Source organism: Kribbella sancticallisti (genome assembly GCF_039530625.1).
GTDB lineage: Bacteria > Actinomycetota > Actinomycetes > Propionibacteriales > Kribbellaceae > Kribbella > Kribbella sancticallisti.
Genome location: NZ_BAAAOS010000033.1, coordinates 139631 through 164111, shown reverse-complemented (window position 1 = coordinate 164111; position 24481 = coordinate 139631). Strand labels below are relative to the sequence as shown.

The window sequence follows — 24481 nt, the reverse complement described above, 5'->3', positions numbered from 1 at the left end:
CCATGTCCCGCGTCCGCCGTGTGCTCGTCCCCCTCTCCGTCACCGTCGCCTTGCTCGCGTCCGGCCTGCAGACCCAGGCCTTCGCCTCGAGCTCCGCCGCCGGCTCGATCGCCGAGCTGAAGGGCTGGCAGAGCCAGTCCGCCGAGCCCGAGCCCGAGCTGAACCAGGTGCTTCCCGCCGGCGTCGCCCGCAACGAGAAGCCGCCCGCGTTCGTCAAGCGGGACGACCGGCGGGTGAAGGAGCTTGCCGGCCGACGGACGCCCACCGGCAAGGTGTTCCAGTTGGCGGACGGGCGAACGCAGAGCGAGCTGTCCAGTGAGCCGGTTCACTTCCAGGCACCGGACGGCACCCTCCAGCCGATCGACACCTCGGTGAAGGCCGGCAAGACGAAGGACGCCGCCTTCGTCAACGCGACCAACAGCTTCCGCAGCACCTTCGGCACCCGCGCCGACGAGCTCGTCACGTTCGACCTCGGCGGCCAGGGGCTGACGCTCGGAACCGCGGCCACGAAGGCGCTGGCGCCGACGGCCGCCGGGGACACGGTCACCTACCCGGATGTGTTCGGTGATGCGGATCTGGTCTACCAGGTCGGACCGGATCAGCTGAAGGAGAGCATCGTCTTGGAGTCGGCGCCGGCCGATCCGACGTACCGATTCAGCCTGAAGCTGGCCGGTGTGAAGGCTGTGGAGCAGTCTGACGGCTCGATCGCCTTCCACCCGCGGAGCGGGGTCGGCCGCCCGCTGTTCACGATGCCGCGGCCGTTCATGACGGACGCCCGCGACGACGCGGCGTCGCCGTACGGGAAGGCCTTCAGCGACAACGTGACCCAGACGGTCACACAGCGCGGAGCCGACATCGACATCACGGTGCGGGCGGACGCGGAGTGGCTGAACAGCGCCGATCGTCAGTATCCGGTGGTGATCGACCCGACGATCGCTGTGGAGCCCGCTCCGGACCAGGCCCAGGACGCGATGGTGGACTCCGGCGCGCCGACCACCAACTACGGCGGCATCACCGGCCTGTACGCCGGTACGACCGCCGCGGCCAAGCGCCGGAGCCTGCTGAAGTTCGACATCTCCAGCATTCCCGCGGGAGCGACGGTCGACGCCGCCCAGTTGAAGCTCTACTTCGACCAGTCGTTCGAGACCAACGCGAACGCGGTCCAGTTGGAGGCGCGTCAGGCGGCCTCGGCCTGGACCGAGTCGACGGTCAACTGGAACTCGACGGTCAACACCACGCTGGGCAGCCTCGCCTACAACATGTCGTACGTCGACGACAGCCACACTCACAACACGTCCATGGTCGGCGCCTGGCTGCCGGGTACGTCGGCGGTGGCTGATGGTGGTGGCTACAAGTACCAGAACGACGCCGCGACCGGGTCGACGTTCACCTGGATGCCAGACATCACCGAGACCGGCTACTACGACGTCTCGGCCGGCTACATCCAAGGCGCCGACCGCGCCACCAATACGCCGTACAGCGTCTTGCACGGTGGCGGCACCGCCAACTACACGGTGAACCAGACGCTCGGCACCGGCAACGTCCTGAAGGCCCTCGGCTCGCTCCCGTTCAACGTGGGTGGCGGCTACCGGATCACCATGGGGGACGTCGCGGGCAAGGTGACCACCGCGGACACCATGCGGCTGATCAAGCGGGCGTACGACACGAAGGACGCCAACGAGAGCAGCGTCTGGCACACGTTCAGCGTCCGCTCGATGCTGCAGAGCTGGCTCGGCGGCTCCCCGAACAACGGGATGATCGTCAAGGCGACCGACGAGACCCTCGGCCGCGGTGGACCCGTCTACCAGGCCAGCGAGTACGCGTACAACGGCTCGGACGTGCACCGGCACGCCAATCGGCCCAAGCTGATCGTCACGTACGGCCGGCCGGGCGTCGTCGTCAGCACGCCGACGACGATCGCCGCCACCGGCGCGACGCTGAACTGGAGTGCGTACGCCGATCCGAGCACCAGCACGGCCGACGACATCGTCGAGTACCAGGTGCACCGCAGCATCTTCCAGAACTTCAACCCGACCGCGGACACGCTGGTCGCCCCGGTCGCCACCGGAACGACGACCTTCGTCGACACGAGCGCCGAGCCGACGCCGGCCGCGGACACCTCGGACGAGGGCGACGGCTACTACTACATGGTTGCGGTCAAGACGAAGGACGGCGGACTGACGCCGTCGGCGACGCAGCTCGCGCGTCTGCCGAAGGCGGGTCAGGTGGTCAAGTACTTCCAGGCCGCGGCCGACTCGACGTTGTCGAGCGTGCAGTACGCGACAAATCTCGACAAGGTGGAGGGCAAGGCGTGGCTCGAGGTCGGCAACAACGCCACCTACGGCAAGACCCGCGCCGTGGTGAACTTCGGAACCGTCACCGGCTCCATCCCGGCGGGCTCGACGGTCCTGGATGCCAAGCTCGGGCTGTGGAAGGCCCATTACGAGGGTGGTGCCGCCCAGGTCAATGCCCATGCGTTGAGCAAGACGTTCGTGGAGGCGGCGACAACTTGGCAGAAGGCCAACTCGACCACGTCGTGGACCACGGCGGGCGGTGACTTCGGAGCGGCTCTGGACTACGTGCCGGCGGGCAACATCGGCGTGCCTGACCCGACCTGGCATTGGTGGCAAGCCAAAACGGCTGTCCAGGGTTGGGTGAACACTCCTGCGACCGAGCACGGCTTCCTGCTCAAACAGTCGACAGAGACAGTTACCGGTCACGGGCTGTTCCTCAGCGCGGAAGCGGCTGAGCCGCTGCTGCGTCCGCTGCTGAAGGTCACCTATCTCAGCAAGACACCGGAGAACGCGTACCACGCGCCGAAGACCCCGCAGCGGCAGACGCCTGCGGCGCAGTACCCGGTCGACGTGACGATCACCAACACCCAGGCCTTCGCCCTGAAGACCTCGGACTACGCGCTCTCCTACCACTGGACACTGCCCGACGGCACCGAGGTGACCTCGGCGGCCAACCGGCTCGACACTGCTCTGCCGGCGGATCTCGCGCCGGGTGCGGCGGTCAAGGTGAGTGCGCAGGTGAAGAGCCCGGTCGCCGCCGATCCCAGCAACAAGCGGGAGGACTTCGTTCTCCAGTGGGATCTGCGCAACAAGGTGACCGGCGCCTGGCTGTCCAAGACCACCGGCGGTGTCGGGACCCTGAACCAGAACGCCGCGGTCGAGGACCCGACGTCCGATCAGCTCGGGCTGGAGAAGTTCTACCAGTACGCCGGGAAGAACACCGGGGCCGGCTCGTCCGCGATGGTGAACCTCGCCACCGGGAACGTCGCCTTCGGCTACAACGCGCTCTCGAACCCCAGCCGTGGTGCGTCCACCTTCGTGCGGATGACCTACAACAGCCTGGACACCTCCGCTTCGTCCATGGGCTACGGGTGGTCGTTGTCGACCTCCACCTTGAACCGGCTCGGCACGGCGCTCGACTTCCATCCGCGGGGCCAGAAGTGGCCGACCACGATCACGCTGACCGACGGAGACGGCACAAGTCACACCTTCGCGCTGAACAAGCACGGCACGACGGACGAGACCATGTGGGACTACGACCACCCGAAGGGCGTCCACCTCTACCTGCAGAAGATCGCCGACCCGCCGGACAACAAGACCTCGGTCAACCGTGCTTGGATGCTGACCCGCCCGGACCGGACCCAGTTCTTCTTCGACGACCAGGGTTTCCAGTCGGTCATCCGGGACAAGAACGGCAACGAGACGCTCTTCACCTATGAGGAGCGCAAGAGTGCCAACAAGCCGGTCAAGTTCCTGGACTACATCACCGACGATGCCGGTCGCCGGACGCTGACGCTCGACTACTTCGAGAAGGGTCAGGCGTACAGCTACATCAACGACGCCGGCGTCAAGACGGCCGCGACGAACCTGACCAACCCGAAGATCATCGACCAGGTCGAGTCCATCACCGACATCTCCGGCCGGAAGGTGACGTTCACCTACTCCGACAAGGGCCTGATGGCCGAGATGGTGGACGGTGCCGGCTCCACTGCGGCGAAGACGTTCAAGTTCGTCTATGACGCGACCAACACCAACAAGAACACCAAGCTGGTGCGTGTCACCGATCCGCGGGGCAAGGCGACGAACCTGTCGTACTTCGAGGCGACCACCGACCCCAAGGACAAGTGGAAGCTCGAGAAGCTGACGGACCGGTTGGGCAAGACGACCACCTTCGGCTACGTCCCCGGTACGGGATCGGTGGAGACGACCGTCACCGATGCGACGCCGCGCACCACGAAGTACGTGACCGACAGCTTCGGCAGGCCGGTCCAGACCACCAACGCGAAGAACGAGACCACCTTGCTCAGCTGGGACACCGACCACAACGTCACCCAAGTCGAGGAGCCCAACGGGGCGCGCAGTACCTGGACCTACGACCCCAAGACCGGCTTCCCGCTGACCATCAAGGACGCCGAAGCCAACGCCAACGGGACTCCTGCGACCGTGCTGAGCTACAACGTCGGCGGCAACGGCTTCTACGGCGAACTCATCCGCAAGGTCAGCCCGGAGGGGCGCACGTGGACCTTCGGCTACGACCCGCTCGGGAACCTGACCTCCGTCACGGACCCGAAGGGCAACGCGACAGCTACGGCCGACGACTACACGACGAAGTACGCCTACGACACCCTCGGGCAGCTGAAGACGTCGACGGACGCCAACAACAACACCACGACGTACTCCGTCTACCACGACACCGGCTACCCGACGAGGATCACCGATGCGCTGACGAAGTCGAGCGACTTCACCTATGACGTCCGGGGCAACGTGCTCGCTGTCACCGACGCCAGGCTGAAGACGAGCACCTACACGTACGACGTCTTCGGACGACCGCTGACCAGCAAGGTGCCGAAGGATCAGAGCGCCAACCTCTTCGTCAACACGCCGGCGCCGGTGTACGACCCCAACGACAACGTCGTCCAGGCCACGGCGCCCAACGGCGCGGTCTCCACCAACGCCTACGACGACGCCGACCAGCTGATCTCCTCGAAGGCTCCGAAGGATCTCGCGACGGACCCGGACCGGGAGACGAAGTACGAGTACGACGTGGTCGGCAACCTGCTGAAGCAGACCGAGCCGAAGGGTGTGCTCACCCCGGAGACGACGGACTTCGTGACGTCGTACTCCTATGACCCCGTCTACCAGTTGCTGTCGGTCACCAATGCCGACAGCGACAAGATCAGCTACGAGTACGACAACGTCGGCAACGTGGTGACGGTCGTCGACCCGCGGAAGTCGAAGACGACGGATCCGGCCGACTTCACCTCGAAGACGACCTACGACAAGGCGCACCGGCCGAGGACGGCGACTGATGCCGCGGGCAAGTCGACCTCGACAGAGTACGACCGCGACGGCAACGTCATCAGCTCGACGGATGCCGATGGCAACAAGACGTTGCTGACGTTGGACGAGCGGGGCAAGACCGTGCAGGCGAAGGTGCCGCACAGCAAGGACGGCGCCGGCACCGTGCTCTACCGGACCACGCAGGTGGAGTACGACCAGGTCGGCAACCAGACGAAGGTGATCACGCCGCGGGGCGTCGAGACCGCCGACGACCCGGACGACTTCGCCCAGGTCACCGTGTACGACGCGTTGAACCGCCCGAAGGAGAAGGTGGCGCCGTACGACAAGGACGACGCACGCTACAACACGCCGGACAAGACCGTCATGACGTACGACGAGATCGGCAACGTGACGAAGGTCAGTGCGCCGGCCTCGGAGGGCCAGGCGGTTCGCAACGACACGTCGTACAGCTACTTCGACAACGGCTGGGTGAAGTCGAGTACGGATCCGTGGGACATCGTAGCGACGTACGGCTACAACGATCTCGGTCAGCAGACGGCGCGGACGCTGACCAGTGCGGGTGGTTCGTCGTCCCGCACGATGTCGTGGGACTTCTTCCCCGACGGCAAGCTCAAGTCCCGCGCGGACGATGGTGTGCCGGTCGGTCTGCATGTATCGCTGGTGGACAACTCCGACACCGGTGACGTGGATGTTGCCGGCACCTGGGCGACGTCTTCTGCCGGCACCGGCTTCCAGGGCACGAGCTACCGGACCCATGCGGCGGCGACCGGTAGCACCGATAAGCACACTTGGAAGCTGAACGTCCCGGCGGACGGGAAGTACACCGTCTATGTTCGCTACCCGTCCGTGACGGGCGCGTCGACCGCGGCGCCGTACTCGGTCAGCACCGGCGGCGCTCCTGTGAGCAAGCCGGTCAACCAGACGACGGGCGCCGGTACGTGGGTGAGCCTGGGTGAGTTCACCTTCGCGGAGGCGACCACGGGTTCGGTGTCCCTGGCTCCGGCCACTACCGGCACGGTCTCCGCCGACGCGGTGAAGGTAGTGCGCGACAACACCGGTGAGGCCGACGCGGAGAAGAAGGACTTCACCTACACCTACGACACCAACGGCAACCTGCTGAAGATCACCGACACTCAGCCGGGCGCGAAGGTCAGCGACTACCTGGTCAGCTACAACGGGTTGAACCAGGTGGCGAAGGTCGAGGAAAAGAAGGGCACCGCGCTCCTCAAGACCACCACGTACACCTACAACGAGAACGGCGCCCCGGTCACCCGGACGTTCGACGATGCGGCGAACAAGGACGACCAGTTCTCGTCGTACACCTACGACGCCCGCGACCTGGTCGACCAGGTCAAGAACGGCAAGTCGGCCACCGACACGTCCCCGAAGATCGCGGGCTACACCTACACCGCCCGCGGCGAGACCGACGTCGAAACCAAGGCGAACGGCAACACCGTCGACTTCGGCTACTACCTCGACGGCCTGGTCTCGTCCCAGATCGAGAAGAAGTCCAATGGCACGCTGGTCTCCCAGCACGCGATGGAGTACTCCGCCAACGGCCACCGCATCAAGGACACCGCGAAGATCCAGAACGCCGACAACCACTCGGCGTACCTGGAGAACGTCTTCGCCTACACCTTCGACCCCCTCGACCGCGTCGCCAAGGTCGAGAAAAAGGACGCGGCCGGTGCGACGGTCCAGTCGACCGAGACCTACACCCACGACCCGGCGAGCAACGTGGTCGCTCAGACGGTGAAGGGTGTCTCGACTTCGTACTCGTACGACCGCAATCGTCTGCTGACTTCGACCACGGATGGGACGACGGCGTCGTACACCTACGACCCGTTCGGACGTCTGTCGCAGGTGTCCTCGGCCGGCAAGGTCATCGAACGCAACACCTACGACGGCTACGACCGCATCATCAAGCACCGCCAGCTCGAGTCGGACGGCACCACCAAGACCACCGATACCAGCTACGACGCCCTGGACCGCACCAGCTCCAAGGTGGAAGGCACCAAGACCACCAGCTACTCCTACCTCGGCCTCTCCGGCGAGGTCCTCTCCGAAGAGGTAGCCGGCGAGATCACCGCCTCCTACCAGTACTCCCCATGGGGCTCTCGTCTCTCCCAGGTGAAGTTCAAGCCCGACGGCACCTCGGAAGATTCGTACTACGGCTACAACCCCCACACCGACGTGGAAACCCTGACCTCCGACGCCGGCGACACCCGCTCGACATACGGCTACACGGCCTACGGCAGCAATGACGAGGAACGCTTCACCGGCGTAGACAAGCCCGAGGCCCAAAACCCAGGCAAAGAGCCCTACAACGTCTACCGCTTCAACGCGAAGCGCTGGGACCAGTCATCGGAGTCCTACGACATGGGCTTCCGCGACTACTCCCCAGGCCTGAACCGCTTCCTCTCCCGAGACTCCTACAACGGCGCCCTGGCCGACATGAGCCTCGGCCTGGACCTCTGGACTAGCAACCGCTACGCCTTCGCCGGCGGCAACCCGATCTCCGGCATTGAATTCGACGGCCATTGCCCGATGGCCGAAGAAGGCGGCTGCGACACAGGCGCCGGCTACGACGGCCCGATCCAATCGTCGCAGCCACCGGTAGACGATGGCCAGGTCGACCGGACTGTGCCGCCAGAGATCGACCCCAGCACGACGGGATACGCGAAGGATCCTGAGCGTCCGTATGGCGCCGAGAAGGTACCGTGGTGGACGAGAATCACCGGATCGAAAGAATTCAGTGAGCTCGAGAAGGCAAAGCTGGTCTCCCAAGGCCTCCACCTTCGTGGACTCGAGGACGCCGCTCGGATGCTCGATCACTGGATCAGTAACACCGGTGACCACTACGAGTTGGATGTGAGTCGGATGTTGACTGACCTGCCAGGCTTCAAACAACAGGTCGACGCCGATGTGAAACGTCTGAAGGGAAATGCCACATTCACCACGGGTTGGAGGACTGCACGGACCGGAAGCGCGGACGCCAACTGGTTCCTCGCCTTGAACGGCTTTCAGTACCGAGTTACTGGCTCGACTGTAGGTTCTGGGACTGGTTCGAAGACGGAGTATTGGGTCCAGGTCTACAAGCGGTACAACTGGGGGACGGAGACGGAACCCCGCGACGACGTGTACTGGCCCAAGAAGTCCTTGCCTGCGATCCACCTGCGGCAAGCGGACTGGGCCCGACTGCATACGGTTGGATTGGCAAGGGACTATGACACTTCCGGCTCTGCTTTCTTCGGTGGGTAGCCGCCGTTCAGGCTTCGGTCGACCGGTTGTCCGAGCTTTCTTGGTGGCGTGTGTGACTGGTGCGATGCTGGTCGGCTGCTCGTTGAAGGAGCAGCCGAACCCGGATCCCCGGGCCTATGCCGGATCCGCGGCGGACGTCACGCTGGAGAAGGCGCTGGTCGACAATGGAATCAAGCTGCCGGAAGATGCAGGCGGAGTTCGGTTTGCTGTGTACATCGGTGCCGATGAGAGCTTCGATCTCACGTTCGACACTGACTGCGACACGGTCCCACAGTTCCTGAAGGAAAGCTCGATAGAGGGTTCGCTCAAGAGTTCTGTGTTGCTTCCGTCTCTTGTTGAGACCGCGGGGCGGGAGCATGGTTGGAATATCGAGAGCCATCGCGAACCTCGCGGTATTGAGGACGACCGCTTGGGGGCAGTCAATCGGAGCGTTATAGTCGCGAAGTCCGAGGGAAATTCTTGCAAGGTGTTTGTTTCGGCGATCAGGTAAGACCGGGGATTCATCCCGAAACGATCGTGGCGATGCGGTACGGCGGGTGAGCGACAATCCATTTCTGGCGTCGAGTGCGCCGCAGATTCTCGGCGCGGACGTCGAGTCAGCTGTGCGCGCACGGTGCGAAGTCGAGGTGGATTTTACTCGCAGGGCGCTGATTTGGTGCCGGTGGCGCGAGGTCGGATCGAGCGGTGGGCGGCGTTGATGTTTACGTGAGGTATTGCGTCGCTACTCTGTGTGGCTTACCTTTCTCGGCAGCGGCTGGGGGGTCGCCCGTCGCGCGACCGTGGGGGGAGCGCGGGCCCGGGGCCGCGGGGGTGTCCTATGGGGTTGTTGCGGGTTGCTTCGTCGCGTCTTGTTTCGGTTGCTGTGGCCATCAGTCTGTTGGTCGGGATGCTGGTTTATACCGCTCAGCCGGCCCGCGCGGCTGAGGATGGGGTGGACGATCTCCTCGGGATGTTGGGGGTCGGGGGCGCGCCAGACAGCTTGGCGGCATGGACGTCGGGGCTCGCGGCTGTTGACAAGTTGAAGGAACCGTTGCCGTTGGTCGGGGCCAGTCCGGGCGGGTTGCTCGGGCTGAACGACCTGTTCGGCAAGGCGGTGACGGACGAACTGCAGTCGGCAGTGGACTTCGGGGATCTCGAGGTCGACAAGGACATCACCATCGACGGCGGCCGGGCGGGCCACCTCAAGACTTCGGTGAGCGACCTCGGCGCGGGCAAGAAGCTCGACATTGTCGCTACTGTCGACAAGGCGGCGACGGGGCAGGACCTGCGGCTCAGCAGCGCCTCGCCGAAGGTCGAGCTGTCGGTCTCCGACGGTGTCACCGTCAGCTTGAAGTCGCGGCTGGCGCTCAGCGTCGTATGGACCGGTGGCGCAGACGACAAGGTCTACCTGGTCCGCTCCACCGGCACCCCGCGGCTCGACGTCGATGTCCACGCCGCGATCGACAACGCCAGCGCGAAGGCAGCGATCGGCATCCTCGGCGTCTTCTGACCGGCTCGTCCCTTGACCTCGACGCGCACTTCGTCGGCACGGTCAGCGACCCGGACAACGACGGCAAGCTCTTCTTCAGCGGCAACGGCGAATTGGCCCAGGCCGGGTCGCTCGACGGTCTGGTCACCGTCGGCCTGGACCCGGAAGGTTCCCAGCCGATCGACGCGAGTGACGCCGGCTCCCGCGGCTCCGTGCACGCGACCTTCCAGCTCGGCGCGGCCGCGGCCGGTATCCCGGCGGCGTTGCCGAGCGAGATCAGCGCCACCGTGAAGGTCGACTGGGACGACATCGGCACCGGTACTCCGGTCGTCAGCGCGCCCGATCTCGCCGGCACCGTCGGCAAGTTCCAGAACATGAGCCTGCAGGACCTCGCCGAGGGACTGGCGCAGGTGGTTGCCACCCTGACCGCGATCCAGAAGGCGAAGTACGACCCGGACAAGGAAGGGCCGCTGCCGACGACCGGCGACCTGGACCTGCCGTTCATGAAGGGCACGCTGGCCGACGCGATCCAGATCAACCAGGTACTCAAGGACTTCCTGGCCAAGAACACCGTGCCCGGCCCGACTGATCCCACCTACGCGGGCCAGGACCCGGCGCAGGCGGGCAAGCCGACCTTCACCTCGCTGCAGGATCTGCTGAAGAAGCTCGACGAGGCGTCCGACATCGACCTGAGCAACCTGGTCTGGAGCGCCGCCGACAGCAAGCTCGCGTTGACCCTGGGCATGTCCAAGACCGCGCCGGACACCGCCGTCGAGCTCGACCCGGTGAGTGTGGAGGCGTCCGGCAAGACGGCGACGTACGGCCCGAAGACGTTGACGGTGGCCGGCGCCGGCTGGGCCGTGAACCAGTGGATCGGCCGCCGGGTGGTGGCCGGCACGTCCGCCGGTGAGGTGGCGAGCAACGACGCCGGCACGATCACCTTGAAGGCCGACTGGGCAGGTGGCCAGCCGAACACCAACTCGCCGTACGTGATCGCCGGGGCCGAGCCGCACGTCGGCGCGGTGACGTTCGCCAACAAGATCGATGCCGACGGCCACGGAATTCTCAACGCCAACGCGGACCAGACGTTCGCCAAGGTGAAGCCGTCCTACAGCGCGAACGTCACCCTGGTACTGGATCTGCAGGACCCGAAGACCGGTGCCGACTGCAACGGATTCCTCGGCTCCACCCAGGCCTGCCCGTTCACCCAGCACAACGGCCCGCTCGACATCGTCGTCCCGGCCCTGCCGCTGAACACCGACCGGGTGATGATCCGCACCGGCGGCTCGCTCTTCACGGCGGACTTCCCGATCGAGACCGCCGTCGACCTGACCGCGAACGCCGGCTTCTTCAAGGTCCACCTGACCGGCCAGCTGAAGGTCTGCAACTCCTCGCTGGGCGACACCTGCCCAGCCGGTACGCCGACCGGCCACATGTTGTCCGTCGGGTTGAAACAACAGGGCGACGAGCAGCACGACCTGCGCCTGTCCGAATTGTTCAAGCAACTCGTGGACGCGCCCCAGAACCTGCTCGACATCGACGCGAACGTCCGCGCGTACGGCGACCTCACCGTGGTCGTGCCCGAGGCGGAGCAGTTCCTCCCGGCCGGTGCGACGACGAAGTTCACCGCCAAGTGGGCCGATCTGACCGACCCGACGTCGGTCGAGCTCGACACCAGCGACCTGGCGGAGATCTTCAAGCTGGACTTCGACGCCGATGACCCGAAGGCGCTGTTCACCGCGCTGATCAAGACCCTGCAGACGCTGTCGAAGCAGCTCGCCGAGTCCAACCCGTCGGCCGGCGGCGGTGTCTTCGACAAGGACATCCCCGGCCTCGGCAAGTCCCTGCGCGACCTGCTCGTCAGTGACGAGTCGAACGCCGGCACCGGTGTCAGCTACGGCACGAACACCGTGGTCGACGGCACCCGCATCGAGGGAAACCTGTTCACCCCGGCGCTGGTCGGCCGGTCGATCGTGGTCGGCACCCAGGTCGGCATCGTCCAAGCGGTGTCGGCGGACGGGAAGACCCTGACGCTGACCAAGGCGTGGGAGTCCGCGCCCGCCGCCGGTACGCCGTACATGATGCGGTCGGCACTGGACGACGTCACCGACCAGTTGCTGGCGAACACCCCGGACAACATCCAGGACGCGGTCGAGCTGCTCAACAAGGGCCTCGGCACGGACAGCGTGAAGTTCCGCTATCTGGAGAAGGACGGCAAGCCGAACCTGGTGCTCGACGTCGACTGGAAGCGCGGCTACCGGGCGGCCTCGCCGATCAAGCTTGCGCTGGGCAACCTCAACGGAGGCGACCAGTCGTTCGCCGCTGCCCAGGCGTCCGGTCTGGCGCAGGTCCAGGTGGACGGCCGGGTCAAGGTCGGCCTGGTCATTCCGCTGGCCGCGGGTGAAGGCCCGGCGGACGGTGCGAACCTGAAGGTACTGGAGGACTCGTCGATCAGCGTCGGCGCCAAGGCGGAGCTGAAGAACGGCATCGTCCAGGGCGTGGTCGGTCCGCTCAGCATCGCGCTGGGCAACCCGACCGCGGGTGCGCCGGACGCCGAGAAGGCGCAGGCCAGGGCGGATCTGAGCATCGCTCTGGCCAAGACCGGGGCAGCGGCGGACACGCCCGTCTCGTTCATCGACTTCATCGGCGCGGTCGGCGTGAACTTCAACGCCACCAACGGCACCGTCGGCTGCGGGGAGACTCTCGACACTCCGTTGATGGTGTGCGGCAGCCTGCCCATCTACCTGAACAACTCGGGTGCACCTGACGGCTGGGTGCCGATCGGCCAGATCGCCCTGCGGGTCCCCGACTCGACGAACCCGGCAGACCTGGTCGACCTTGACGACAACCTGCCTGGCTCAGACGCAGCCAAGAAGGAGCTGGACATCCCGGCAGATCTCGGCCAGCGGCTCGCTGACGCGTTGCTCGACTTCAAGAACTTCGGCGACGGCCTGGAAGGCTATCTGGCCGCGGTGGAGCAGGCGTTCCGGACGGCCAGCTTCCAGGGCAAGTTGCCGCTGATCGGCGAGGACCTGCAGCAGGGCGCGGACTTCATCGGTGATCTGCGGACCAAGCTGCGCAGCTCCATCTGGAACGAGTTGCCGGGTGGTGGCCGGCCGGCGAACTCCCAGGAGTTCAAGAACTTCATCAACACCAAGCTGGCAGCCGCGCTGGCCGAAGTACAGATCGCCGCGACCGAGGTGACCGTCGACTTCGACTGTACTGCGACGCTCGCGAAGGCCGCCGCGCCGACGGTGAAGGAAGACCCAGCAGACGCCGGTACTACGACATACGAGTACAAGGTGGTCGCCTACCAAGGAACAGGCGACGGTACTGCGGACGACACCGTCCCGAGCGATCCCGGTCAGACCACCAAGGGTGCGGCCGAGCTCAACGGCACCAACAGCAACCACGTGACCTGGACGGCGGTTCCGAACGCCACCGGCTACAAGATCTTGCGGAAGGCGCCGGGTGACTCCGCCTTCAAGCTGGTCAAGAAGCTCGGCAACGTGCTGGTCTACGACGACCACGGGGACACCGGCGCGGACTACACCGCGGCGACCCAGGAACCCGACCTCGCGCTCTGCGGCATCAACGACATCAACGGTGTCTTCCTCGAGTTCACCGCCCAGCGCGGCAAGGTGAGCTCGGCCAAGGGCTGCGAGAACACCGGTGCGCCGAAGCCGTGCTTCCACACCTCGCTGCCGTTGGACATCGGCATCCCGGGGCTGGCCCTTCGGCAGGGCAAGGACGGCACCGACGGCATCACCGTCGACGCCGGCTTCGCGCTGCACTTCAAGCTCGGGCTGACCAAGACCGACGGCTTCTTCATCAACACCCATGACGGCTGGGGCGCGGAGAACAAGGCGCTGCCCGAGCTGCAGGTCGGCCTCGCCTTCGACCTGCCGGACACGATGGTCGCCGAGCTGGCGTTCATCAAGATCAACGTCGACAAGGCGACGGGTGAGGGGCACGACGCCACCAAGCCGCTGTTCGCGGGCGCGTTCCAGATCGACCTGAAGGCGCCGGGCGAGGACAGTTGCTTCAAGGGCACCGAGGACGCCTGCACGGCCGACGAGAACGCGAAGATCAAGTTCGCGGACCTCGGCAAGGGCGGTGAGTTGTTCGGCGTCTCGCTGGCCGGCGCCTTCACGATCGACTGGATCGTGGAAGCGCAGGTGGACTCCGCCTTCCCCGGCGTCCGGGCGAACTTCCAGCTCACCTGGGGCTTCGACAACAAGGCGCCGCAAGACGCCGGCGCGCCGTACATCGCCTTCAAGGATGTCGGGATCAGCGCCGGCACCTTCTTCGAGAATCTGCTCGGCGACGTCGTCAAGGAGATGAAGCGGGTCACCGGGCCGCTGCAGCCGGTGATGGACACCTTGTACGCGCCGATCCCGGTGCTGTCCGACCTGAGTCGGATGGCCGGTGGTGACGACGTCACCTTGATGACGCTGGCCAAGTCGTTCAGCACCCTGGCCGGCGGACCGAAGCTCGACTTCGTCGACACGATCAAGTCGGTGATCGAGTTCATCAACCGGCTGCCCAGTTGCAGTCCGGACGCGGAGAACGACTGCTACGTGCCACTCGGCGACTTCGAGATCGCCGGCGACAAGGCGCTGGACACCAGCAACTCGCCGACCACGGCGGACAAGCTGTACAAGACGGTGAACGCGAAGCCGGGCGCCGAGGTGAAGTCGAACCTGAACGGCAAGAACGAGAACCCGCAGGCGGCCGGCAAGCCGATCTTCGGCGGCACCGGGCTGGCCGCGGACGAGGGCGACGCGGAGAAGTCGGGCTTCAGCTTCCCGATCCTCGAGCAGCCGGCCAAGGCGTTCAACCTGCTGATGGGTGGCGACGTCACGTTGGTCGAGTTCGACTCCGGCCCGCTGACGCTCGGCTTCAGTTGGCGGCAGGCGTTCGGTCCGGTGTACGCGCCGCCGCCGGTGTTCGTCACGCTGGCCGGCTCGGCCAGTGTCAGCCTGCGGATCGTCGCGGGGCTGGACACCTACGGCATCCGCAAGGCGGTCGAGGCCGCGCAGAACGGAGCGCCGGTGGAGGCCGTCGACGTGCTGGACGGCCTGTTCTTCAAGACCGTCGACGACGCCGGTACTCCGATCCCGGTCGTCCAGTTGACGGGTGAGATCGCGGCGGGCGCCGCGGTGAGCGCGGTGATCATCACCGTCGGCATCGAGGGCGGCCTCCGGCTGACCATCGGCTTCTACTGGAACGACCCGAACGACGACGGCAAGTTCCGGGTCAGCGAGTTCCTGCACGCGGCCCTCAACAATCCGCTCTGTCTGTTCACCATGAGCGGCAAGCTGTCGCTGTTCCTGCGGGTCTACATCACCATCGGCGTCAGCATCTTCTCGGTCTCCTTCAGCTTCACCCTGGCCGACGTGACACTGCTCGACTTCTCGGTGAAACCCGACTGCGAACCGCCGCCGCCCAAGCTCGCCGGTACCGTCGGCGACACCGTGGTGGTCTTCGCCGGTCAGTTCGGCAAGAACACCCAACGAGGTGCTCCGTGGGGCAACGAGGCCGCGGCGGTGGAGAAGGACACGGTCAAGGTCGTCTCGCTGCACTACGCCCAGAAGGAGGGCGACGCGGCCGGCGACAACGGCGACTTCGACGGCTTCTCGGTGGAGATGCTCGGCGAGCGGCGCGAGTACCTCGACCCGAACCTGAAGCGGGTGGTGGTCGACGGTGAGGGCTACGCCAAACCGATGAACATCACCTTCATCGGCGACGGCAAGAAGCAGACCGGCGACAGCGCGGGCAAGACGCCGGCGGTCTACGACAAGGACGCCGTGGTCATCGGTGGCAGCAAGGACGACGTGATCACCACCGGCCGCGGCCTGTCGTACGTCGACGGGCGCGGCGGCAACGACATCATTGTCACCGGTGACACCGGCGGCGCCACCTCGAAGGCGATGGTGGCGGGTGGCTCGGGCGACGACACCATCACCGTCGGCAACGGCGACGACCGGGTCAGCGGTGACGCCTCGCTGGGAACCGCTCGCAAGAACCGCAAGGTGACTCACAACGCCCAGGACGGCGGCGGAACCTCCGACCTGGCCGAGGTGTTCGACTGGGAGTCGATCGCGGACCCGACCGGCCAGACCGAGGTCGCGCCGGCGGGTGCCGACACGATCGGGCTCGGCCTGGGCACCAACAAGGCCGAGGGCAACGGCGGTGACGACAAGATCGGTGTCGCGGCCGACCAGCCGGACGGAGCGCTGAAGGCCGGGATCAACACGATCGTCGGCGACAACGGCAACGACCGGATCACCGGTGGCTCGAACGCGGACCGGATCTTCACCGCGGCCGAGGGCGAGTTCGGTGTCGACGAGGCCGGTCCGCCGGATGTGGGCGCGACCAACACCGTCGACACCGGCACCGGCAGCGACCAGGTCTGGGGCAGCCAGGGCTTCGACAACATCACCAGCCATTCCCAGGGTGACCAGACCGCGAAGCTCATCGGCGGCGGCAACCGGGACATCCTGCTCGGCGGCTACGGCACGGACGAGGTCTACGGCGGTCCGGGTGACGACTACGTCATCGCCGAGCCGGCCGAGGTCAGCGGTGTCGACGGACCGGACGACGGTTTCGGCGCGACCAGGGACGTGACCAAACTGCCGCTGCCGGCGGGGGTTCCGTCGAACGCCAAGACCCTGGTCGGTGGCCTCGGCAACGACCACCTGGTCGGCGGCGACGGACCCGCGAAGATGTTCGGCGACAAGCGGATCGACGCCGAGCTCTGCAAGCCGGGTGCGCCGGTCGGCTCCGACCCGGTGGACGAGAGCACCAGCGCCGGTACCGGGGACGGCAACGACCGCATCGCGGGCGGCGCCGGAATCGACACCGTCTCCGCCGGTGGCGCGAACGACCTGGCCGAGCTGGCCGGAGGCAACGATCTTGCCTGTGGCCAGCAGGGCAAGGACACGCTGCGCGGCGGCGGCGACGACGACCGCCTCTGGGGCGGCACCGAGACCGACGTCCTGTACGGCGACGCCGGGCTGGACCAGGCCTTCGGCAACGCCGGTGACGACGTCGCGTACGGCGGTACCGAGGCCGACGTGGTCGAGGGCAACAACGGCAAGGACTGGGCGACCGGTGGAGCCGGCAACGACCTGCTCTACGGCGGCACCCGGGCCGAGGGCCGGACGGACAACGGCGAGGACGACCTGTACGGCGACCTCGGCAACGACCGGCTGATCGGCGACAACGGCACCGTGGACGACCCGGCGAACCCGGCCGACCCACCGGCGATTCCGCTCGACCTGGACGGAACCACCGCGGCGGCCGGAGCGGGTGACCGGATCCACGGCGGCGACGGCGACGACACGGCGTACGGCGGTCTCGGTGCGGACCAGGTGAACGGCAACGGCGACAACGACCACCTGGAAGGCAACAACGCCGGAGACGTCGTGCACGGCAACGACGGCGAGGACGCGATCGCGGGTGGCTCGTTCGAACAGGCCGCCGCTGGAGTTGGCCGACCGGACACCGGCGACCTGCTCTTCGGAGACGCCGGTCCGGACCTGATGACGGGTGACAACGCGGTCCTCGGTCTCACCACCGACCCGGCCGCGACGACACCGATGACAAGGCAGCGCGGGTTCGCGGCGGGACACACGGTTGCGCTGCTCGACCTCGGTCTGACACCGGCGGCCAACACGTCCGGCAACGACCAGATGTTCGGTGGAGACGGTCAGGACGTGCTGTACGGCCAGGGGGGCGAGGACCGCGCCAAGGGCGACGGCGACGACGACTACGTCGAGGGTGGTCAGGCGAGCGACTGGGTCGAGGGTGACCTGGCCGACGACGACCTGGTCGGCGGCAGCTCGACCCAGCTGGCAGCGGGTACGGGTCAGCCCGACACCGCGGATGCCATCTTCGGTGGTCCCGGCGACGACGTGGTCACCGGCGACAACGGGCAGGTACGGCGTCCGGCGGCGGGTCAGACCCCGACCAGGGCGACGGTCCGCCTCGGCACCGAGCCTGGAGTGGCGATGGCGGCTCGCATCGTCGACCTGTACGACCAGGGAGCGAACAAGCTCGTGCCAGGCCCGGCCGACCGGTTCGGAGCCGACCGGCTCTCTGGCGGCGAGGGTGTGGACACGATCTGGGGCCAGGACGGCGGCGACTTCGTCTCCGGCGGTGCCCACGCCGACTACGTCGAGGGCAACGGCGGCGCCGACGTACTGCGGGGCGACCTGTCCCTGGCCGGTGACTCGCCGTTCACGACGGTGGCTCCGCTAGCCGATCCCGGCTGGCCCGGTACGCCGAGCGCGGCCGCGCTGCTGGAAGGTGCGACCACGCCGGACGGTCAGGACGACCTGATCGGCGGTAGTGCGGCCAAGGGCTTCCGGGACACCGGGGACACGATCGAGGCCGACGGCGCCGACGACGTGGTCCTGGGTGACAACGGCTCGCTCGTGCGCACCATCACCGGATCGATCGAGCGCGTGTACGCCGACCGGTACCCGAACGGCACTCCGCCGGCCGGGGCCACGGTGGCCCGGACGCACGACCCGGACCTCGGTGACCCGAGTACCCGGTTCTGCACCGAGGCACAGGCCACCTGCGAGGTGACCGGGGCCTTCGGCAACGACACCCTGTACGGCGAGGCGGGTGACGACGGGATCTGGGGCCAGGACGGTGACGACACCGTCTTCGGCGGCACGGACGACGACGACCTGTACGGCGAACTCGGCGACGACACCGTGTCCGGCGAGGCCGGCGAGGACGCGATCCTCGGCGACCGCGGCGGCGTGGTGAACCAGTACCTCGACACCGGGGACGCCCCGGCGCAGTTCAGCATCTCGCTGAACTCGCCACCGGCCGAGACCTACGTCGGCCTCCGGCGCGGGCTCTACGACCGGCGGGTGGACCTCGAGCACGACGTCGACGGCGACCAGTGGATCGGCGCGTCGACGGCGGGCGCGATGCCGCACGACGGGATCACCGAGGGCGGCCGGGACCGGCTTCGGGGTGGTTCGGGCGGCGACAACGTGCACGCCGGCTTCGGCGACGACCTGGCCAACGGCGAGAGCGGCGGCGACCAGGTCTTCGGTGGCGACGGCGAGGACGTCCTGTGGGGCGGCAAGGGCTGCGATCCGGTCCTGGACGCGGCCACGGCGGACTGTCTCACCGGCGGCGCCTTCGACCCGGACTCGCGCGGGACGAACGACCGGTTCGTGGACCACCTCTTCGGCGGCGTCGGCGAGTCGGACCCGGCCAAGCAGGACGTGCTCGGCTCGGACCTGCTCGACTTCAACCCGCGCGGCGCCTTCCCGGGCAACTGCGCGCCGGGTGACTGGCCGGTCACCACGGCCGACGTCACCGTCGACCCGTGCGAGTGGTTCCAGTTGACCGGCAAGGCCGACGACACGGCCGCGCCGGAGACCCTGGCGAACAACCAGCACCACCAGGGCACCGACTGGATCTACGGCGGCTGGGACCGCGACGTGATGCAGGCTGATGTGGCGCAGAACGGCCCGAACCCGGGTGACCGGCTGATCGACTGGAACGGCGCGTTCAACCTCTACACCCACTGCAACGCGGCGTACGGCGGGTTCAACGACATCCGGCAGCACTCTCCGGCGATGCACGACTTCCTGACCTCCGTGGCCTGGGGATCGGGCGCCGGCCGGGCCGCCTCGGACGTCACCACCGCCGGTACGTCGGCGTACCGGGAGCTCGCGTACGCGTACAACCCGGACTTCAACACGCACGCGGTGGGCCCGGCGTTCCCGGGTACGCCCGGGCACTTCGACGAGCCGGTGGCCTGCACCGACTGACCCGCGGCCGGGCCGTCCGAGCGGGCGGCCCGGCCCGGCCGAGGTGAATTCACAGGGTGGAAACACCCCGGCGTTCTTCGTCGGGGGATAGTGGTGGGTACCTTCGTCGAGTGCAGAAATGGCCTGGTCGTCCCTATCCCCTCGGAGCCACGTACGACGGCTCCGGTACGAACTTCGCGCTGTTCTCGGAGGTTGCCCAGCAAGTTGACCTGGCACTGATCGGTGACGACGGGTCGGAACAACTGGTCCAGCTCACCGAGGTCGACGGGTTCGTCTGGCACGCGTACCTGCCGGCGGTCCAGCCGGGCCAGCGGTACGGGTACCGGGTGCACGGGCCGTACGAGCCGGACGCCGGGCACCGGTGCAACCCGTCCAAGCTGCTGCTGGATCCGTACGCGAAGGCCATCGACGGCCAGGTCGACGCCGACGAGTCGCTGTTCAGCTACCGGTTCGCCAAGCCGGACGAGCTGAACACGATGGACAACCGTGAGCACACCATGCTGTCGGTGGTCACCAACCCGTTCTTCGACTGGGGCAACGACCGGCCGCCGGGGCACGCGTACCACGAGACGGTGATCTACGAGGCGCACGTCAAGGGCCTGACGAAGACCCATCCGGCGCTGCCGGAGGAGATCCGCGGCACGTATGCCGGGATCGGGCACCCGGCGATCATCGAGCACCTCAAGGAGCTCGGGGTGACCGCGATCGAGTTGATGCCGGTGCACCAGTTCGCCCAGGACGGCCACCTGCAGGAGCGGGGCCTGTCCAACTACTGGGGCTACAACACGATCGGCTTCTTCGCGCCGCACAACGCCTACTCCTCCATCGGCACCCGCGGGCAGCAGGTGACCGAGTTCAAGACGATGGTGCAGGCCCTGCACGAGGCCGACATCGAGGTGATCCTCGACGTCGTCTACAACCACACCGCCGAGGGCAACGAGTTCGGCCCGACGCTGTCGTTCAAGGGCATCGACAACGCGGCGTACTACCGGCTGGTGGACGAGGACAGGTCGCACTACTACGACACCACCGGCACCGGCAACAGCCTGCTGATGCGGCACCCGCACGTGCTGCAGCTGATCATGGACTCGCTGCGCTACTGGGTCACCGAGATGCACGTCGACGGGTTCCGGTTCGACCTGGCGGCCACGCTGGCCCGGCAGTTCCACGAGGTGGACCGGCTGTCGGCGTTCTTCGACCTGGTCCAGCAGGACCCGGTGGTGAGCCAGGTGAAGCTGATCGCCGAGCCGTGGGACGTCGGCGACGGCGGCTACCAGGTGGGCAACTTCCCGCCGCTGTGGACCGAGTGGAACGGCAAGTACCGCGACACCGTGCGGGACTTCTGGCGCGGCGAGAAGTACACGCTGGCCGAGTTCGCGTCCCGGCTGACCGGCTCGTCGGACCTCTACCAGGACGACAGCCGGCGCCCGATCGCCAGTATCAACTTCGTCACCGCGCACGACGGCTTCACGCTGCGCGACCTGGTCTCGTACAACGACAAGCACAACGAGGCCAACGGCGAGGGCGGCAAGGACGGCGAGGGCCACAACCGGTCCTGGAACTGCGGGGCCGAGGGGTCGACCGACGATCCGGCCGTGCTGGCGCTGCGGGCCCGGCAGCAGCGGAACTTCCTGACCACGCTGCTGATCTCGCAGGGCGTGCCGATGCTGGCGCACGGCGACGAACTGGGCCGGACCCAGAGCGGCAACAACAACGTCTACTGCCAGGACAACGAGCTCGCCTGGGTCGACTGGAACCTCACCGACGCCCAGAAGGACCTGCTGGACTTCACCCGCCGGGTGGTCCGGCTCCGCCACGAGCACCCCGTACTGCGCCGCCGCCGGTTCTTCCACGGCGACACCGGGGTCGACGGCCTCGGCGACCTGGTCTGGTTCACCCCGGCCGGCAAGGAGATGCAGGATGGCGACTGGGGCCGGGATGATGCCCGGGCGGTCGCGGTGTTCCTCAACGGCGACGCGATCTCCGAGCCGGACCCGCGCGGTGAGCCGGTGGTGGACGACTCGTTCCTGATCCTGCTGAACAGCAACTACCAGCCGCTGGACTTCCTGCTGCCGGCCAAGGACTACGGCGAGTCCTGGACGGTAGTCGTGGACACCACCACGCCGACCGGCGCGGACGGCGACCAGGAGCACCCGGCGGGCAGGATGATCCGGATCGAGGCTCGCGGCACGCTGGTCCTGACCCGCGCCCGGCAGGCGACGCAATGACAGCAGTACCGCAGGCGACCTATCGCCTCCAGGTGCATGGAGAGTTCGGTTTCGACGACGCGGCTGAGGTCGTTTCGTACCTGCACAACCTCGGGGCGTCCCACGCCTACCTGTCGCCGATCCTGCAGGCCGCACCCGGTTCCACCCACGGGTACGACGTGGTGGACCACAGCAGGTTGTCCGAAGCCGCCGGCGGGCGTCCTGCGTTCGACCGGCTCGCCGCCAGGCTGGCGGACCACCGGATGGGCGCGATCGCGGACGTAGTACCGAATCACGTGGCGGTGCCGACGCCTGCGCGGCTCAACACCGCCCTGTGGTCCGTACTGCGTGACGGCCCGGGTTCGCCGTACGCGGAGTGGTTCGACGTCGACTGGGGGTCGGGTAACCAGCCGCTGCTGATGGCCGTGCTCGGCCAGCGGATCGGCAAGGTCCTCGCGGACGGCGAGCTGTCGGTGGACGGCGACGTACTGCGGTACTACGACCACGAGTTCCCCCTGCGGCCTGGCACCGAGTCCCTGCCGATCGCGGAGCTCGTCACCGAGCAGTGGTATCGCCTGGCGCACTGGCGGGTCGCTGACGAGGAGTTGAACTACCGGCGCTTCTTCGACGTCGACACCCTGGCCGCGGTGCGGGTGGAGAACCAGGAGGTCTTCGAGGCCACGCACGAGTTGCTGTTCTCGCTGCTGCACGAGGGGAAGCTCACCGGCTTCCGGATCGATCACCCGGACGGGCTGGCCGATCCACGTGGCTACCTGCGCCGCCTGGCCGAGCGCACGGGCGGTGCCTGGGTAGTGGTCGAGAAGATCCTGGAAGGCGATGAGGAGCTTCCCGGCGACTGGCCTTGTGCCGGCACTACCGGGTACGACGCTCTGCTGCGCGTCGGTGGGCTCTTCGTGGATCCGGCTGGAGCCGCACCGCTGGCGGCGTTCCACTCCGAGCTCACCGGCGAGCCTGCCGACTTCGGGCCCGTCGTGGAGCAGGCCAAGCGAGAGGTGGTCAAACACGGCCAGTACGCCGAGGTGCACCGGCTCGTGGAGCTCCTGGCCCGGATCTGCCAGGACGACGTGCGCCTGCGCGACCACACTCGCCGGGCCTTCCACGAGGTAGTCGTCGAGCTGCTGGTGAACTTCGACCGGTACCGGGCGTACGTAGTACCGGGTGAGCAGCCTGATCCCACCGCCATCCACGCCATGAACCACGCAACCGAGCTGGCCCGGCGCAACCTGGACGAGGACCAGCAGGAGACGCTCGACCTGGTCCGGGACCTCTTGCTCGGCCGCGAAGCCGGTACTGCGAGCCGGATCGACGAGGACGCCCGGCACGAACTCATCGTGCGGTTCCAGCAGACCTGTGGCCCGGTGATGGCGAAGGGGATCGAGGACACCGCGTTCTACCGGTGGTTCCGGCTCACCTCGCTCAACGAGGTCGGCGGGAACCCGGAGCACTTCGGGGTGTCGCCGGAGGAGTTCCACGCCTTCGCGGCCCGGCTGAACGATCGCTGGCCGCGGACGATGACCACCTTGTCCACCCACGACACCAAGCGGTCCGAGGACGTCCGGGCCCGGTTGGGCGTGCTGTCGGAGCAAACCGCGGCCTGGACCGAGGCGGTGCGGTCGTGGCGGTCGATGTCGGCGGACTATCGCGACTCGGCGCTCGACGGATCGACGGAGTACCTGGTCTGGCAGACGCTGTACGGAAGCTGGGACGACGGTCCACTGGCCGAGGAACGCCTGCAAGCCTATCTGCAGAAGGCGATCCGCGAGGGCAAGCGGCACACCAGCTGGACCTCCCCGGCCGAGGAGTACGAGCACGCGGTCGCATCCTTCGCGAGCGCGGTCCTGGCCGACACAGCCCTACTGGAGTCCGTACGCCGGTTCGCCGACGCGCAGGCCGGGTACGTCCGGGCCGCGACGCTGGGGCAGAAGCTGGTTCAGCTCACGATGCCGGGTGTTCCGGACGTGTACCAGGGCACCGAGTTCGTCGACCTGTCCCTGGTGGACCCGGACAACCGGCGGCCGGTGAACTACCGGGAGCGGATCGCGCGGCTCGACCGACTGGACGACGGAGCCAAGCCGGACGGGCTCTCCGACGAGAAGCTGCTGGTGACGTCGCGGGCGCTGCGCTTGCGTCGGCAGCACCCGGAGGCTTTCGCCGGCAGCTATACGCCGTTGCCGACGTCGAGTGGGCATGCGATCGCGTTCGCTCGTGGCGGCGAGGCTGTGACGATCGCGACCCGGTTGCCAGTGGCTCTGCACCGCCTGGGTGGCTGGGGCGACAGCACGGTCGTCCTGCCCGAAGGAAACTGGGAGAACGTGTTGACCGGGCAGTTGGTGGGTAGTGGAGCGGCTCGCATCCAAGAGCTGCTGGCAGAGCTTCCGGTGGCACTACTCGCAAGGAGCTGAG

General features: G+C 67.2%; 6 protein-coding genes. All 6 read left to right on the top strand.

All coding sequences use genetic code 11. The features are described 5' to 3' along the window. Positions 1-2 precede the first annotated feature (2 nt). The 6 genes from ABD255_RS24250 (at position 3) to treY (ending at position 24480) form a co-directional block, all read left to right on the top strand. Positions 3-8576 carry a golvesin C-terminal-like domain-containing protein gene (locus ABD255_RS24250; RefSeq protein WP_344217717.1) on the top strand — a complete coding sequence of 2858 codons (8574 nt, stop codon included), beginning with the start codon at positions 3-5 and terminating at the stop codon, positions 8574-8576. 52 nt (positions 8577-8628) lie between these two features. Then, positions 8629-9066 (top strand): hypothetical protein, encoded by a 438-nt coding sequence (locus tag ABD255_RS24245; RefSeq protein WP_344217715.1) that lies wholly within the window; start codon positions 8629-8631, stop codon positions 9064-9066. Between the two features lie 396 nt (positions 9067-9462). Then, entirely contained in the window at positions 9463-10065 is a 603-nt protein-coding gene (locus ABD255_RS24240) for a hypothetical protein (protein WP_344217713.1), read from the top strand. A gap of 353 nt (positions 10066-10418) precedes the next feature. Then, entirely contained in the window at positions 10419-19850 is a 9432-nt protein-coding gene (locus ABD255_RS24235) for a calcium-binding protein (RefSeq protein WP_344217891.1), read from the top strand. Positions 19851-19960: 110 nt separating this feature from the next. Further along, entirely contained in the window at positions 19961-22078 is a 2118-nt protein-coding gene (glgX, locus tag ABD255_RS24230; protein WP_344217712.1) for a glycogen debranching protein GlgX, read from the top strand. Further along, a complete protein-coding gene (gene treY / locus ABD255_RS24225) occupies positions 22075-24480 on the top strand; it encodes a malto-oligosyltrehalose synthase (RefSeq protein ID WP_344217710.1) in 2406 nt (801 codons plus the stop codon). The genes glgX and treY overlap by 4 nt, the downstream gene beginning before the upstream one ends. Position 24481: the final 1 nt, after the last annotated feature.